We start from the raw sequence: 15,705 nt of genomic DNA on the forward strand, positions 1-15,705 counted from the left end.
CCCACGGGCCGGCCGCCGAGACGAGGAGAGAAGACGAGAGATGAGCGACCCCGCAGACCCGGCGACCGACGAGTTCCTGGCCCACCGCAACCTGCTGTTCACCGTCGCCTACGAGGTCATCGGCTCGGCGGCCGACGCGGAGGACGTGCTGCAGGAGACGTGGCTCCAGTGGATCCGGGTCGGCAGCGACGAGGTGCGCGACCCGCGCGCCTTCCTCGTCCGGATCACCACCCGCCAGGCGCTCAACCGTCTGCGCACCATCAGGCGTCACCGGGAGGCGTACGTGGGCTCCTGGCTTCCCGAACCGTTGCTCACGGCGCCCGACGTGGCGGACGACGTCGAACTCGCCGAGAGCGTGTCGATGGCGCTGATGCTCGTCCTCGAAACCCTGTCACCGACCGAGCGGGCCGTCTTCGTGCTCCGCGAGGTGTTCGACGTCGGGTACGAGGAGATCGCGGCCGCCGTCGACAAGAGCCCTGCGGCTGTCCGCCAGATCGCCCACCGCGCACGCAGGCACGTCGACGCCCGCCGCCCCCGGCGGCCGGTCTCGTCCGAGGAGGGGAGAACGGCGCTGGAGTCGTTCCGGCATGCTGTCGAGACGGGGAACCCGCAGGCCCTCCTCGATGTCCTCGCGCCGGATGTCGTTCTGATCAGCGACGGTGGCGGCATCAAGCACGCGGCCCTGCGGCCGGTGCGCGGTGCCGACCGGGTGGCCCGCATGTTCGCCGGCGGGATGGCGAAGCTCACCGGCACACTCACCACCGAACCGACGACGATCAACGGCAGCCCGGCTCTCCTCGTGCGTCTGGACGGAGAGATCGACGGAGTCCTGGCGATCGGTGTGGGAGGCGGACGCGTCACCGGGGTCTACTACGTACGCAACCCCGAGAAGCTGTCGCACGTCGCGAAGCCGAATCCGCTCGCTGTTCGCTGACCCGGCGCCTGCCGTGCGCGAGCCCCCGGCCCTCACCGGCCGGGGCTCGCGCCCTCCGCGCACCCAATGAACGCGCACCCCGCGAACGCACGCCCCGGAAACCCGCGTCCCGGGAACCCGCGTCCCGCGAACGGGCGCCCCGCGAACGCGCGCTCAGCGGATCGGGTGGGACGTCCTCCCGGACGCCTCGTCGATCTCCGTGTGGGCCTTCTGGAGAAGCTGCGAGGCCAGATCCATGAGGGCCCGCGCGCCGGCGATCTCCTCGCCGACCATGAGCTGCGGCTCGTCGGACCGGTGCCGGTTCGCGTTGCCGTGCCCCCGGTACTCCGTGCCGTCGCCGAGCCTGACCATGGCGGCGGCCCTCGTCCGGTCGCCGTCCTCCTGGAACTCCATCTCGATGTGCCATCCGACGAGTGTCTGCATGGGGATCACCTCCGGGCCGGTCCTTCCAGCGTCCTCCGTTCCCGCCCTGATCGCGAACCGGGGTCGCTTCTTACCCGGAAGTCACAATGGTCTATACCTTGACTCGATCACGTCAATCGCGCTTGAGTGTGGGAACTACCCCCACCACAGCCCTCCCCCCGGTCAACTCCGTTGACAAGCAGGGCTGTTGCGCTCAGAGGAGTGTTCGAGTGCTGAGACTGAAATCCCGCATCATGGCCCTGCTGACGGCGGTCCTCGTCGCCGCCGGGCTCGCGGTGGCGCTGACCCCGACCGCGTCCGCCGCCTCCCCCTGCGACACCGCCCCCAACTGGCAGCAGGGCACCTGGTACAACGCTGGCAACGTTGTCAGGTACAACGGTTCCTACTACATCGCCGAGCACGGCAACCCGGGCTACAGCCCGACGGTCAGCACCTGGTACTGGGACCCGTACAACTGCGGTGGCGGCGGGGGCAACCCCAGCCCGTCCGGATTCGTGGTCAGTGAGGCCCAGTTCAACCAGATGTTCCCGAACCGGAACTCCTTCTACACCTACAGCGGACTGACCGCCGCCCTCAGTTCGTACCCCGGCTTCGCCAAGACCGGCAGCGACACGGTCCGCAAGCAGGAGGCCGCCGCCTTCCTCGCCAACGTCAGCCACGAGACCGGCGGGCTCGTCCACATCGTCGAGCAGAACCAGGCCAACTACCCGCACTACTGCGACTGGGGACAGCCCTACGGCTGCCCGGCCGGCCAGGCCGCCTACTACGGGCGCGGCCCCATCCAGCTGAGCTGGAACTTCAACTACAAGGCGGCCGGTGACGCCCTCGGCATCGACCTGCTGAACAACCCCTGGCGCGTCCAGAACGAGGCGGCCGTCGCCTGGAGGACCGGCCTCTGGTACTGGAACACCCAGTCCGGTCCGGGCTCCATGACCGGCCACAACGCGATGGTGAACGGCCACGGCTTCGGCCACTCCATCCGCTCGATCAACGGGGCCCTGGAGTGCGACGGCAAGAACCCGGCGCAGGTGCAGAGCCGGGTGACCAAGTACCAGCAGTTCACGCAGATCCTGGGCGTCGCCCCGGGCGGCAACCTCTACTGCTGAGCCTGCTGACGCTCCCCCACGACGGGCCGCGGGCCCGGGGCGCCCACCACCCCCGGGACCGCGGCCGACCCATGCCCGGCCCCGGCCCGTCCACACCCCGCTCACCCGCAACCCCGCCCGCTCCCACACCCACAGGCAACCCACAGCTCCCTCTCCCCGTCTCCGAGTCCGAGAGCGCGTTCGACCTGAAACAGACGCGCGGGCAACGGGGGTTGAGGAGGAGCCTTGATACGTGGCCGGAGAGCATGGGCCACCGCGACAGCGGTGCTCACCGTGGCGGGGGTGGCGCCCGCGGTGGCGCACGCCGCCCCGGCGCCACCGCCCGACACCCGGGCCGCCGCTCCCGCGGCACCCGGCACCGGGAACGCCGACGGGGACAGCGCCGGCAACGGCCTGCCGCCCGGCTGGCGGATCACCGCCGAGGACGGCCGGAACCACCTGGAGTGGCGCTCCCCGAAGCGCATCCCGCACGGCGACGCCCGCGTGGAGTTCCGCGCCGACGGCGACCTCGTCGGCGTCCCCGAACCGGGGAACGACGGCCGGACCTTCCGCCTCCCCCTCGACACGGCCCGCGCCGACGACCTGGGCGATCTGAAGAACCTCCGGGTCGAGGCCGCCGGCCGCCGGCTCGACGAGGTCCCCGGCGCGGGCGACCGCCGCGCCGCCAAGCAGCCCGCGCCGAAGCTGCCGCCGAAGCTCCCCGCCGGAACCGTCGACCCCGGCAAGGCGGGCCCGTACTCCACGACCACCGGCGAGTACGGCCTTCCGTCCGTGAAGCTCCCCGGGATGAAGGCCGCCGTGGAAATGCGCGGCCTCGTCGTCGCCCCGAAGGGCGCGCCCGGCAAGCGGCCGATCGCCCTCTTCCTGCACGGCCGCCACGCCACCTGCTACGTCCCCGGCAAGGACGAGGACGTGACCATCGACTGGCCCTGCGCCAAGGGCGCCAAGCCCATCCCCAGCCACAAGGGCTATCTGCGCGACCAGCGGCTGCTCGCCTCCCAGGGCTATGTCACCGTCTCGATCTCCGCGAACGGCGTCAACGGCCAGGACGCGGAGATCGAGGACAGCGGCGCCCAGGCCCGCTCCTCGCTGGTGCGCAACCACCTCGGCCGCTGGGCCGACTGGGCGGCCGAGCCCGCCGCCGCGCCCGCGGGCGTACCCAAGGGCGTCAAGCCGGACCCGTCCCGGGTGCTCCTCGTCGGGCACTCGCGTGGCGGTGAGGGCGTCAACCGCGCGGCCATGGACAGCCTGTACCCGCCGCCGCCCGCCCAGGACGGCTACCGCGGCAAGGCCCGCTGGACCATCCGCGGCCTGGTCCACATCGGCCCGACGATCTTCGCCCAGAACCCGGTCGCCGACGTCCCCTCCCTGACCATCCTGCCGGGCTGTGACGGCGACGTCTCCGACCTCCAGGGCCAGGTGTACGCGGACGGCACCCGCGGGGTGAGCCGGGGCAAGGCCCTGCACAGCTCGGTCTACATGGTCGGCGCCAACCACAACTACTTCAACAGCGAGTGGACCCCCGGCCAGGCCGCCGCCCCCGCGAACGACGACTTCTGGCACGACCCGGAGACCCCCGACCCGCTCTGCTCCCCCGGCAAGGCCGGCCGGCTCACCGCCGACCAGCAGCACAGGGCGGGCGCCACCTACATCGCCGCCGCCGCGAGGCTGTTCGTCGCCGGTGACGACCGCGTCCGCGAACTCGTCGACGGCACCGGCCGCCGCGCCCCCTCCGCCGACCCCGCCCGGGTGCTGACCCACGCGGTCGGCGGCAACCGGGGCGCGGGCTTCCTGCCCGACGACCCGGCGAACCCGGCGCACCCGGTCAAGGTCTCCGGCGCTGCCCGGCTCTGCGACGCGGTCGCCCCCGGCAGGTCCGCCTGCCTCGGCCAGGACGTCATCGGCTCCTCTCCGCACTTCGCGAGCTGGCGCCCGGAGCACGAAGCCGGCCGCCGCGCGATCGCCCTGTCCTGGTCCAGGCCGGGCACGGCGGCCCGGGTGACCCCCGGCGAGCCGCTCTCCGTCAAGGGCGCGACCTCCCTCGCGCTGCGCGTCGCCGTCCCGCCGAACAGCAGTGGCACGCGGCTCGACGTGGCCGTGAAGGACGCCTCGGGCAAGCGGGCGACCCTGGGCACGGTCCGCGTGGACGGGCTGCCCGGCAGTGAGCGCACCTCCTCGTACTGGGCGCAGGAGGTCCGCCTCCCGCTGACCGCCGCGACCCGCGCCCGGCTCGACCTGGCGCGGATCGCGTCCCTGGAGCTGACGCCGACGTCCCGTTCCGGAAAGGCGTGGCTGATGGACGCCTGGTCCTGGAAGCCGGGCACTCCGGCGGTCCGGGCCGCGCCGCTGGCCCGTGTGGACATCGGCCGGCTCACGGTCGAGGAGGGCGACTCGGGCGTCCGTACGTACAAGGTGCCCGTCCGCACCACCGGCACGAACACCGGCACGGTCCGCCTGTACGTCATCGACCCCGACTCCGGCAAGGCCACCGGCCGCCTGGTGAAGGTCGGCCCCGGCACGTCCGGCATCAAGGTGAAGGTCGAGGTCAAGGGCAACAAGCGGTACGGCTGGGACAAGCAGCACGACATCCTGGTCAAGGCGGTCCGGGGCACGGTCGTGGGCGCGGACGCGGGCGGGGTGACCGCCGAGAACGACGACCCGATGCCGAAGCTCACGGTCAAGCCGGTGGCCGCCGACGTCACCGAGGGCAAGCCGCTGACCTGGCGCGTCTCCCTCTCGGCCGCGGCGGACGTCGACATGTACGCCACCGCGGAGATCCTGGCCCTGCCGTCCGGCCGCCGGGCGCTCTCGACCGCCGACGTCGACCAGGATTGGCTGTCCGCCCTGGTGGACCGCATCCCGGACCCGGCGGTCCCGCTCTCCCGCGTCGAGTACCCGAACCTCTGGTTCGCCGTCCCGGCCGGGAAGACCTCGGCCGAGGTGACGGTCCCGACCGTTCGTGACCGTGTGAAGGAGCCGGCCGAGTACGTCCGCCTCCAGTTCGCGACGGACGAGGGCAAGCCCCTGGGCAAGGCGCGGGAGGGTGTGGTGCGCGACGCGTCGTAGCCCCCGGGGCCCTGGGCTCACGAGCTCGTAGCTCGTGGGCTCACGCCCGCCCCCGGGTGAAGGCGCACCACACCACCTTGCCGGGGTCGCGCTCGCCGACGCCCCAGGTGTCGGCGAGCGCGGCGACCAGCAGCAGCCCCCGCCCCGATTCGGCCTCCTCCGGCCGGGCCCCGGTCCCGGAGCCGGTCCCGGAGCCGCCGGGCGGGGCGAGCGCGGGCCGTCCGTCCCCGCTGTCGTGCACCTCGACGCGGAGACGGCGGCCCGCGTCCTCGTTCAGCAGCCGCACGAGGTAGCCGCGTCCGGGCGGGACCCCGTGGACGAGGGCGTTGGTCGCCAGCTCGCTGACACAGAGCAGCACGTCCCCGGCCCGCGCCCCCTCCCACCCCCACGCGTCCAGCGCCTCCCTGGCGAACTCTCGCGCCCTGCCAACAGATCGGCGCTCCCGGCGGCAGAACAGCTCGCGCAGCGCCGCGTGTTGCATCGTCGTATCCACACGGCCGAGCCTCCCGGCGACGGAGACCGTGCGAGGAGTGCACCCACCCGTACAACTCTTCTGTACGGGCGGTACGGGCGTAACGTACGGCCACCCCGGGGGAGTTGAGCGGGTATGAGCTCCAGGAGACGCCGCAAGAACGCCACGGCCATGCGCATGCTCGGCCGCCAGCTGGCCCGCTTCCGCGAGGCCGCCGGCCTCACCCAGCGCGCCCTGGCAGCCGAGTTCAACCTCGCGGAGGAGACGGTCGCCTCGATCGAACAGGGCCGCCGCACCCTCAAACCCGACCTCGCCGAACGCTTCGACGACCGCCTCGACACCAAGGGCGCGCTCTCGGTCGCGGTGGAGAACATGCCGGAGGTGGACCTGATCCCGGCGTGGGCGGAGGAGTTCCTCGACCGGGAGGAGGAAGCTTTGGCTCTGTCGTCGTACGAGAACCAGGTGGTCCCGGGCCTGTTGCAGACCGAGGAGTACGCACGAGCAGTGTTCGCGAGCCGCATCCCGGTCATGGACGCCGACGAGATCGAGAACCAGACGGAACGCCGTCTGCGACGCCAGCGCATCCTGCACTGCACGCCCCGCCGCAGCCTCAGCTTCGTCCTGTGGGAGGCGGTTCTCCGTGTCCCCCTGGGCGGACCGGACGTCCACCACGATCAGCTCGCACACTTGCGTTCGCTGACCGAACTACCGGGCGTCGCCTTGCAGGTGATGCGGCTCAGCCACACCACGCACCCGGCGCTGGACGGCGCGTTCGTCCTGCTGGAAACGCCGGATCACCAGCATCTGGCCTACACCGAGACACAGCGCGGGAGCCGACTCATCTATGACCCCGACGAGGTCAGCATCCTCACCCAGAAGTATGCGATGCTGCGGACACTGGCCCTCGATCCCGATGACACCAGGGGCCTGTTGGATCGGCTGCTAGGAGTGACATGAGTTCCGCCCTGACGTGGTTCAAGTCGAGCTACAGCGGCAGCGAAGGCGGCAACTGCCTCGAAGTCGCCTACGACTGGCGCAAGTCGAGCTACAGCGGCGACGAGGGCGGCGCATGCGTCGAGGTGGCCGCCCACCCCGCCGCCGTCCACATCCGCGACTCCAAGGTCCCGGCGGGCCCGGTCCTCACGCTGCCCCCGGCCGCGTGGGCGTCCTTCGTGGGCGGGCTCACCGGATGACCGGTCCGGTCGGCCGCGTGGTCGGCAACATCACGGTCTCGGCCGACGGCTACGCGGCCGGCCACCACCAGACCGAGGAGCGCCCCTTCGGCGACGACGGCGGCGACGGCACGGGCGCGGCGCTCCACGCCTGGATGTTCGACACCCCGGACGAGAACCGCGCCGAGATCGAGCAGCTCGCCGCCCCGAAGGCGTTCATCATGGGCCGCAACATGTTCGGCCCGGTGCGCGGCGCGTGGGACCGTCCGTGGAACGGCTGGTGGGGCCCCGAACCACCGTTCCGCGCCCCGGTCTTCGTCCTCACCCACCACGCGCGCGAACCCCAGCCGATGGCGGGCGGCACCACCTTCCACTTCGTCACGGACGGCATCACCGCCGCCCTCGACCGCGCCCGCGAGGCGGCGGGCCCGGGCGACGTCGGCGTCATCGGCGGCGCCACCACCCTGAACCAGTACCTGGCGGCGGGCCTCATCGACGAACTCCGCCTCCACATCGCCCCCGTCACCCTGGGCGCCGGCACCCGCCTCTTCGACGGCGTCCCCCCGCTCCGGCTGGACCAACTCTCCGTGCGGGCGACGAGCCGGGTCACGCACGTGACGTACGGCGTGGTGCGCTGAGACGCGTCCGCCGTCCGGGTAGCCCGATTAGCCACACCGCGGCGTCATCGATCACCAAGCAGGGACCCAACTGCGCGGGTGAGGCTCGCCAGGTCCGCGAATTCCTGCCTCTGCTCAGGGTTCCCCAAGGTCCACAAGGCGAATGACGCGTCTCCGACCGAGCGGATCCAGATCTCCGGCGCGTCAGGATCCTCCCAGTCGTTCGACAGTCTCAGCGTCCCGTGCGAGAAGAACGGGAAAGCCTGGCCGATCTTCCGGTCCTCCCGGAGCGCAATGAGAAGGTCGCGATAAGAGGGGAAGGAATTGCCATCGACCAGAATGCCCCACTGCACGGCAACCTGGTTACCCTCTTCATACGCCAGAGCCAGCCTCGTGAACTCCATGAACGGGAACGCCTCACCCAGCCCCACCAGTCCGATGCCATCCCTCCAGGCACCCATCACGCCGACCACATCGGACAGCACTTCAGTGCTGCCGCTCGCCCAGACGTAGTTTTGTTCACTGTCCAACGTCACCGCGAACCTACGAACGCCAACGCCCAGATTGACCCGCATCTGCCCGCGCGGAGAAGCGAAGGCCGCGGCGGCCCACACATCGCCCCGACCACGAGGGCCTTCCGCGCCGCACCTGAAATCAATACCGCACTCACGGGCGACCTGTATGATGGCCGGCTTGAGCCCACCAAGCGCCACAAGGTCCGGATAGTGCTCTCCAGACGGGTCTTTCGGCGGAGAAGCCCGCAGACTATCTCTCCCCGACGGGGTCACAGACGAATTCCTTAACACTTGACAATCAGGGCCACCCGCCGCACGTCCTCGGGCCCATGAGACGAGTATGGCAGTGAAGTCACCCAAGGCGTGGCGATCTCATCGACTTCGCCGGTCTCGTACTCTCCCAGAGAGTCTCCGGTTTCATCTAAGCCAAACAGGCAGCCACCGTGCACGAAATACTTGAAAGCGGCCCCGCAGGAAATCTCTTCCAGCCCGTGCACACGCCTGCGAAACACATTGACATCTTTGCAGGCGACAAAGAGCACCATGGTTTCTCTCGACCTCGACACGTACGCCACCGACTGACCATGGCGCAAGCCCGTCGTGGGCAGCATGCCTTCAGCGCGGAATGAGACGGTAATGACGGGGATTCCACCGACGCCTTTCAACAGCGGCAGAACCCAAGGTGAGGTGACAGACAGGTCGACGTAGGCGAGTAATCGCCGCCTGGCGGGCACTTCAGCCAGAAGGGCAGCAATTTCAGCCCGTCAGCCCAACACGCTGAACTTCCGAGGCCACGCCGCTTCTCCTCAGTAGCTCCTGAACCCATGCCACCTCCACGTACGTGGCTACGAAGCCCTCAGTACGTGCCGCCTGAGCGGCATCGCGAGCCAGGGAAAGTGACAAATTTAGAGCATCTCGGAAGGCCTTGAGAACCTTTCCTCCCGAAGCGGCTGAATCTCGCACGTAAAGGCGGTACGACCCATGTTCTTCCGTGAGACGATTCCGTACAGCCGGCGGAGCCGCCCCCCAACCACCATCATGCCAGTTTCCACAGGTGTCGCAGGCCCCTTCGGTTTCCCATCGCAGCCTTTCACTCTTGACAAGCTGCACCACCCAACTCACGCAGGGCCCTGCACAATTCTGACATTCAGTTTCAACCCTCGATGATTGCTCGATCACGACCCCCAGCCCCTCATCCTAAAGTATCGCTCGATAGTATTATAGAACAGGTCGGAGGTCCCGGACCCATCACGAGGATGGTGCGTTCCAGGCTCGATCCCTCTTGAGTACCAGCGATGGTGCAGCTCTTCATGAATTAGCGTATTTCGAAGCTCCGCGCGGCTCTCGAAGGACTTATATCCGACCTGCGTACCCTCACCCTGCTTTGCCATTCCGGTATTCGCCCAGGGACTATACTCGGGATGGTGCGTAAACTTCAGGTCCGGAAAGTCTTCTGCGATTATGGCATTTATCGCCCGGTTCCGGGATTCAGCTGTTTTCCCAGTAACATGACTCAAATCGGCTGTCCATCGATTCCCCTCGCCTCTTTCATCGATTGCATCGGGCCGCTTCGTTTGGGCGGGACAGGGTGAAAGCCCTAGGGGATCAACCTCGGAAGCGGGATTGGCGACGTAGGAGCGAACATTTGGCGAGGGTGTCAACGCCAGGGGATCAGCTGACACATAAGAGCCCACCACCGGCTCGTAGTACCGGAAGTAGTTGTAGTGCAGCCCTGTCTCATGATCGAAGTACTGGCCTGGGAGCCTGAGTGGCGTGTAGGCCGAAGAGTCGGGCTTCCAAGCGGTGCTTCCCCACACCGTCTCGCGTGAAGACCAGGCTATTCGTCCGTCCTCGCCCGCCAACTCCCGCGGCGCGCCCACCAGGTCGGCTATGACCGAGAAGAAGCGCTCGTCGACAACCTGCTGACTCAGGTCCCGGGAATGGATTCGCTCGGCCTGGGCGATGACTCGATGCCCTCGGTGGGACCAGGTCAACGAGACAGCGTGCCCGTCAACCGCAGCGCCAGAGGTCTCCTCGCACAGCGTCGCCCCGTCCCACGTGAACACCACCTCCTCCGCGACCGACTCCCCGTCGCCCCCCAGCCGCCGCTTCGCGATCCGACGCCCCAGGGCGTCGTAGGCGTAGCGCCAGACCACCCCCTCCGGGGTGGTCGCGGAGGTCATGCGGTCCTCGGCGTCCCACTCGTACCGCCAGGTCGCCGGTTTCCGGGAGAGGCGGGGCTTCCGGCGCAGCGTCACGCGGCCGAGCGCGTCGTGTTCGTAGCGGACGCGGCCCGCGCGGGTGATCGTCGTGCCGGTGTACTCGCGGGGGCCGACCGCCTCCTGGCCGGGGTGGTCGGCGGGCCAGGAGGCGTCCGTCTGGTTGCCCGCCGCGTCGTAGGCGTAGCGCTCGGTCCAGTTCGCCGCGTGGACGGCGGTGACCCGGCCGATCGGGTCCAGTTCGAAGGTCTTCGTGCCGCTCAACTGGTCGGTCAGCGACACCAGATGTCCGTCGGCCCGGTACGCGTAGTCCCGCCGCTGGATACTCCGCCCCGCGACCCCCGTGACCTGCTGGCTGGTCAACCGCCCCAGCACGTCGTACTCGTTGGTGAAGGAGAGGGTGTCGCCGACCCGGCAGGCGGTCTCCTGCCCCGCCGCGTCGTGTTCGAAGGTGATCGTGCGGCCGGCCGTGGTCAGGGAGTCCCGGCGGCCCGCCGCGTCGTACGTCCAGGTGCTCACCGCGCCCGTCGGCGTCGTCCGGCTCAGCCGCCGGCCCAGCGCGTCGTACGTGTAGGAGGTCGTGCGCCCGTTGACGGTCTCGGAGACGAGCCTGCCGTACCGGTCGCGCAGGAAGGTCACCGTGGCGTCCGGGTTGACCGCCTCCGCGAGGCCGTCGGTGAAGTCGTAGGCGAAGGTGGTCACCTTGCCCGCCGCGTCCTTGCGGACGACCCGGCCCAGCTCGTCCCGCTCGTAGCGGATCGTCTGGCCGAGGGCGTCGGTGCGGGCGACGAGGGAGCCCGCCGCGTCCCGCTCGTAGGTGAGCAGCCGGTCGTCGAAGTCGGACTCGGATATCAGACGGCCGGCCGGGTCGTAGGCGTAGTCCCAGGTCAGGCCCTGGGGGTTGCGCACCTGGGTGAGGCGCAGTTCGTGGTCGTGGGTGAACTCGTAGCGCACGCCGTCCGGGCCGGTGCGGGCGGTCAGCAGGTCGAAGTGGGTGTACTCGAAGCGGGAGACCTGGCCGAGCGGATCGGTGTGGGCGACGCAGTTGCCCTCGCCGTCGTACGTCCAGGACTGCTCCGTGCCGTCCGCCTCGACGCGGCGGGCGAGCTTGCCTTCGGTCGTCCACTCGTAGCGGGTCACCGCCCCCAGCGGATCGGTGACCGACGACGGGCGGCCGAAGGCGTCCCGGGTGATCCGGGTGAGCGCTCCCAGCGGGTCGGTGATCTCGACCGGCAGCCCCGCCGGGTCGCACCGCACCCGGGTGGTGTTGCCGAGCCCGTCGGCAGCCGAGGTGAGGCGCCCCGCCTCGTCGTGGGTCCAGCGGGTGACGGTCCCGTTCGGCGCGACCGCCTCGGTACGGTTGCCGCGCTCGTCGTACGCGTAACGGACCACCGTGCGGTCGGGGTTGACGACGCGGACGGGCAGCCCGAGGTCGTTGTACTCCACCTCGGTGCCGCGGCCGTCCGGCCGGACGGCCGTCAGCGGGCGGCCGGCGTCGTCGTAGGTGAAGCGGGCCGTCCTGCCCAGCGGGTCCGTGTGGCTCAGCAGCCGGTTGCGGTGGTCGCGCTCGTAGCGGGTGACGGCACCGACCGCGTCGGTCTCCTCGACCACCTGGTGGGCCTCGTTGATCACGTACCGGAAGACGGCGCCCGAGCCGGTCGTGGTCGTCGTGACGCGCAGGCCCGTGTCCGGGTGCGGGTCGCCGTAGTCGATGTGCAGGGTCACATGGCCCGCTTCGCCCTGCTCGGCGACACAGCGGTCCCGGTCGTCGTACGTGTAGTCGTAGCGGCTGTCGTTGGTGTCGGTCCACGAGGTGACCCGGCCGCGCTCGTCGTACGTGAAGCGCAGCGGCAGGCCGGAGGAGTTGACGACCTCGGTCAGGTGGCCGTCGGTGTAGCCGTAGCGCAGGATCCGCTCGTCGCCGCCGTCGGCCGCCGCACCGGCCAGGGCGAGGGCGGTGATCCGCCCGGCGTCCGTGGTGAGCAGCAGGCGGTAGCCGGCGCTGTGGACGATGTCGGCGGGCGCGCCGTCCTCGTCGTACTCGAAGGTGATCCAGTTGCCGTTGCGGTCGTCGACCTGGGCGAGCAGGGCGAGTTCGTCCGTGTGCGGGGAGAAGTGCAGAACGCGGCCGCTGTCCGGTTCGGTGATCGTGTAGTCGCCGTCCGGGGTCCGGTCCAGCGGGCAGGGTTCGCCGTGGGTCGGGAGCACCGGGACCCCGGGGGCCGGATGCGGGTAGGCGAGCAGCCGGCCGTCCTCGCGGACGAAGACGACTCCCTCCGCGTCGATCTCCAGACGCTGGTCCGCCGTGGACGCCCAGGACGGGCCGAACCATCGGCCGGACCGGTAGTCGGAGGCCACGCGGCGGCGGAAGACCAGGGGCAGGGCGCCGGGCAGCACGAGGTCCGTCTGCGGCAGGTACATGACGCCGGTCGCCAGGTCGATCGGGTCGGATTTGCCGTTCTCGACCGCGTCCTCCGGGCGGGAGGGCTTCGCCGGGTCCTCGACCCCTTCCCGGGCCGGGCTGCGACCAGGGGGCGGGCCGTCGGGAGCCCCGTGACGGGCCGCGTTCTTCATCCCGGCCGTGGCGAGGCCCCTGACCGCGCCCGCGCCCTTGGTGCCGACGAGTTCGGGGATGAGGCGGCCGAGGAATTCGGAGGGGTCGCCCTTGGCGGCTTCCCAGGCGTTCTTCAGGGCGCGGTCGGGGTTGGCGGCGGTGGAGACGAGGCCGGCGAGCGTCATGTTGACGCCCTTGTAGTACTCGGCCGGGTGGGTCAGGTTGTAGCCGTCGATCGGGTTGACCGAGCGGACGAAGTTGATGATCCCGGCGGTGCCCTTGACGACGCCGCCGGCCAGGTGCATGCTCTCCACGCCCATGGCCAGGGAGTGGTCCATGACCTCCAGCTTGAGCTTCTCCCGCCCGGTGGGTTCCTCCGGCGCGTGGGCCATCGCCGCGGTGACCGCGCTCCGGGCGATGTCGCCCGCCTCGTTGCGGACCCGGCGGGCGTCGCCCAGGATCTCCCGCGCCCGGGTCCGCTTCGCCTTCCCGGGGTCGGAGAACGTCCCCGGGTGCGGCAGCGGACTGTCCCCGTTGCGGGCGGCGTTGTAGGCGTCGACCTTCTTGTTGTAAGCCTCGACGGCCGACTTCGACTCGCTCTCGCCCTCCTTGAACAGGGCGATGGCCTCCCGCGCCTTGCCCTGCGCGGTGACGACCGCCTTGGCGTACGTCTCCAGCGCCTTGGCCGCGTCCCCGAAGGCGTCCGCCGCCCGCAGCCAGTCGGTGGGCAGGGGCCGGAACTTCTCCCGGAAGGTGTCGGCCGCCTCCCCCTTCCAGCGGCCGGAGTCGAGCTTCTTCATCCCGCCGCCGACCAGGTCGAAGGCCTGGCGGAAGTCGCGCAGGTTCTTCACGGCGGCGGTGATCTTCTCCGGCTTGCCGTGGACCAGTTCGTCGGCCTCCTCGCTCTGCCCGAGCTGCTTCTCCCCGACCTCCGCGCCGAGCGCGGACGCCTTCTCGTCACCCCAGTCCTCGACCGCGTCCGCGGCCCCGTCGTAGCCGTAGTGCCGCAGCCCCTGCCCGGCCTTGTCGGTCGCCCAGCCGATCCCCTCGCCCAGGGCCTCCTTGCCCTTGTCGATCCCCGCGTCGACCGCGTCGACCGCCTTGTCCAGGCCCTTGCCCGCGAGGTCGCCGACGATCCCGAAGTCCGGCATCAGCGGCTCTCCCCCCAGCGCGGCTGCTCGGCCTGGTCCACGGTCGCCTGGTCCGGGGCGAGCGTCTCCTTCAACTGCTCGTCCATCGCGTCACGCAGCTTCGGGTCGAGCGCACCACTGCGCTCCATCGAGTCGAGCAGCGCGTCCTCCGCGTCGTACGCGGTGTTCCGCCACGTCTGCTCGACCTCCTGATGCGCCTCGGAGAACGACTCACGACTCCAGTCCGCGTTGTCCCACACCTTCTGGTCCCGGACGGTCTCCCAGCTCATCTGCTTGACCTCGTCCTCGGACAGGTGCGGGTTCCCGTTCAGGGAGTTCACCCCGACCTTGATCGAGTCCTTGACGTAGCGTTCCTGCTCCGCATAGGAACCGGCGGACAGGCCCACCCCCTGGGCGAAGGCGTTCCCCTTCAGCGTCAGGGCCCGCACCCCCCACTCCCACCGGTCGCAGAAGGTCTCGAACGCGGACGTCAGCCCGCCGTGCCCCAACTCCAGCCCCGACAGGGCAAGATCGGAGAACCCGCGCCCCGTCGACGCCTCACCGATCATGCCGAGATCCTTCAACTCGGCATGCGCCAGATCGATCCCCTTCGCGATGTCCGCCAGCCCCGACGCCGCCGCGGCCAGCTCCCCCCGCTCCCCGCCACCCGTCACCGCGCACCCCCGAGATCCACCGCCACACCCTCCGGCACGATCCCCGCCACCGGCGGGAACAGCCTGCCGTCCGCACTGCCCGCGTCCAGCGCCACCCCGCCCGGCCCCGGCAGCAACGGCACCATCGCGTCGAGCAGCCGTGCCCCCAGCACCGCCCGGTACGGCCACTCCCGCCCGGCCTCACCGCGCGCGACGGCGAACCGCGCCAACGCCTCCTCGTCCGAGAACGCGCAGATCCACCGCACACCCCCGAAGTCGGCCGTCCAGAAACTCTCCTGCTCGTCGAACGGCACCAGCACCGCCGACCGCCGGAACTCCCCCAGCACCCGCGCGAACTCCCGCCGCGCGGCGACCGGATCGACGCCCTCCGGCCCGGGCCCCGGGTCCGGCACTGGACCCACGGCCTCCGGCCCCGGCCCCGCTTCCGCCTCGGGCCCGCCCGATTCCAGGACCGGCTCCGGCACCGAACCCACCGTCGCCGGCCCGGGCACGTCCAGCTCCGGCGCCGGCCCGTCCGGCCCACCAAGCACCGGACCGTCCGGCCGTGCTCCGTCCCGCTCCGGCGAGCCGCCCGCCCCCGCCGGCACCCCCGCCAGATCCGCCAGCCCCGAACGCCGCCGCCCCGCTATGTCCCCGTTGTCAGTCACCACCGCATGCTGCCAGCCCCCCGTTTCCACAAGCAATCCGGAAACGGGGGGCCGGCGAAGCACGGGCGGAGGATTGGCGGAACGGCCGGATCACGCCCCTCGGGGGTCCGTGGAACGGGTGCTCACGACACGCGACGGCGACCAACCCCCGTGCCATCAGCGCGAGTCACCAGTTA

At 70.5% G+C, this 15,705-nt stretch carries 13 protein-coding genes; 6 read left to right on the top strand and 7 right to left on the bottom strand.

What is annotated here, in order from left to right; translation table 11 throughout:
• The first annotated feature begins 40 nt into the window (after positions 1-40).
• Positions 41-934: an RNA polymerase sigma-70 factor gene (locus C593_RS0112625; RefSeq protein ID WP_018847650.1), complete on the top strand. Its 894-nt coding sequence runs from the start codon at positions 41-43 to the stop codon at positions 932-934.
• Positions 935-1,087: 153 nt separating this feature from the next.
• Here the strand turns inward: C593_RS0112625 and C593_RS0112630 are convergent, their stop codons facing one another.
• Entirely contained in the window at positions 1,088-1,357 is a 270-nt protein-coding gene (locus tag C593_RS0112630) for a DUF1876 domain-containing protein (protein ID WP_026277625.1), read from the bottom strand.
• Positions 1,358-1,590: 233 nt separating this feature from the next.
• Between C593_RS0112630 and C593_RS0112635 the strand changes: the two genes are divergently transcribed.
• Entirely contained in the window at positions 1,591-2,463 is an 873-nt protein-coding gene (locus C593_RS0112635) for a glycoside hydrolase family 19 protein (RefSeq protein WP_018847652.1), read from the top strand.
• A 225-nt stretch (positions 2,464-2,688) separates the two neighbouring features.
• Positions 2,689-5,529, top strand: a complete 2,841-nt coding sequence (locus C593_RS0112640; RefSeq protein WP_026277626.1) for a hypothetical protein — start codon at positions 2,689-2,691, stop codon at positions 5,527-5,529.
• 40 nt (positions 5,530-5,569) lie between these two features.
• On the opposite strand, the gene C593_RS0112645 is transcribed toward C593_RS0112640, so the two are convergent.
• Positions 5,570-6,022 carry an ATP-binding protein gene (locus C593_RS0112645; protein WP_026277627.1) on the bottom strand — a complete coding sequence of 151 codons (453 nt, stop codon included), beginning with the start codon at positions 6,020-6,022 and terminating at the stop codon, positions 5,570-5,572.
• Positions 6,023-6,136: 114 nt separating this feature from the next.
• Here C593_RS0112645 and C593_RS0112650 point away from each other — a divergent pair, with 114 nt between their 5' ends.
• Genes C593_RS0112650 through C593_RS0112660 form a run of 3 tightly spaced genes read left to right on the top strand, consistent with a single transcriptional unit; the run spans position 6,137 to position 7,811 of the window.
• Positions 6,137-6,958, top strand: coding sequence for a Scr1 family TA system antitoxin-like transcriptional regulator (locus tag C593_RS0112650; protein WP_037745497.1), 822 nt, complete (start codon positions 6,137-6,139; stop codon positions 6,956-6,958).
• Positions 6,955-7,194 carry a DUF397 domain-containing protein gene (locus C593_RS0112655; RefSeq protein WP_018847656.1) on the top strand — a complete coding sequence of 80 codons (240 nt, stop codon included), beginning with the start codon at positions 6,955-6,957 and terminating at the stop codon, positions 7,192-7,194. Before C593_RS0112650 ends, C593_RS0112655 begins: the two co-directional genes overlap by 4 nt.
• Positions 7,191-7,811, top strand: a complete 621-nt coding sequence (locus C593_RS0112660) for a dihydrofolate reductase family protein (protein ID WP_018847657.1) — start codon at positions 7,191-7,193, stop codon at positions 7,809-7,811. Before C593_RS0112655 ends, C593_RS0112660 begins: the two co-directional genes overlap by 4 nt.
• 44 nt (positions 7,812-7,855) lie before the next feature.
• On the opposite strand, the gene C593_RS0112665 is transcribed toward C593_RS0112660, so the two are convergent.
• The 5 genes from C593_RS0112665 to C593_RS0112685 all read right to left on the bottom strand — a co-directional run bounded on the left by C593_RS0112665 (position 7,856) and on the right by C593_RS0112685 (position 15,283).
• Complete coding sequence (locus C593_RS0112665) at positions 7,856-8,503, bottom strand: hypothetical protein (protein WP_158686836.1); 648 nt, start codon at positions 8,501-8,503, stop codon at positions 7,856-7,858.
• 86 nt (positions 8,504-8,589) lie between these two features.
• Positions 8,590-9,039: a hypothetical protein gene (locus tag C593_RS0112670; RefSeq protein ID WP_158686837.1), complete on the bottom strand. Its 450-nt coding sequence runs from the start codon at positions 9,037-9,039 to the stop codon at positions 8,590-8,592.
• A 441-nt stretch (positions 9,040-9,480) separates the two neighbouring features.
• Positions 9,481-14,229: a putative T7SS-secreted protein gene (locus tag C593_RS0112675; RefSeq protein WP_018847660.1), complete on the bottom strand. Its 4,749-nt coding sequence runs from the start codon at positions 14,227-14,229 to the stop codon at positions 9,481-9,483.
• Entirely contained in the window at positions 14,229-14,882 is a 654-nt protein-coding gene (locus C593_RS0112680) for a hypothetical protein (RefSeq protein WP_018847661.1), read from the bottom strand. Before C593_RS0112680 ends, C593_RS0112675 begins: the two co-directional genes overlap by 1 nt.
• Complete coding sequence (locus tag C593_RS0112685) at positions 14,879-15,283, bottom strand: SseB family protein (RefSeq protein ID WP_486591123.1); 405 nt, start codon at positions 15,281-15,283, stop codon at positions 14,879-14,881. The genes C593_RS0112680 and C593_RS0112685 overlap by 4 nt, the downstream gene beginning before the upstream one ends.
• Positions 15,284-15,705: the final 422 nt, after the last annotated feature.

The sequence above is a fragment of the Streptomyces sp. CNT372 genome (assembly GCF_000377145.1).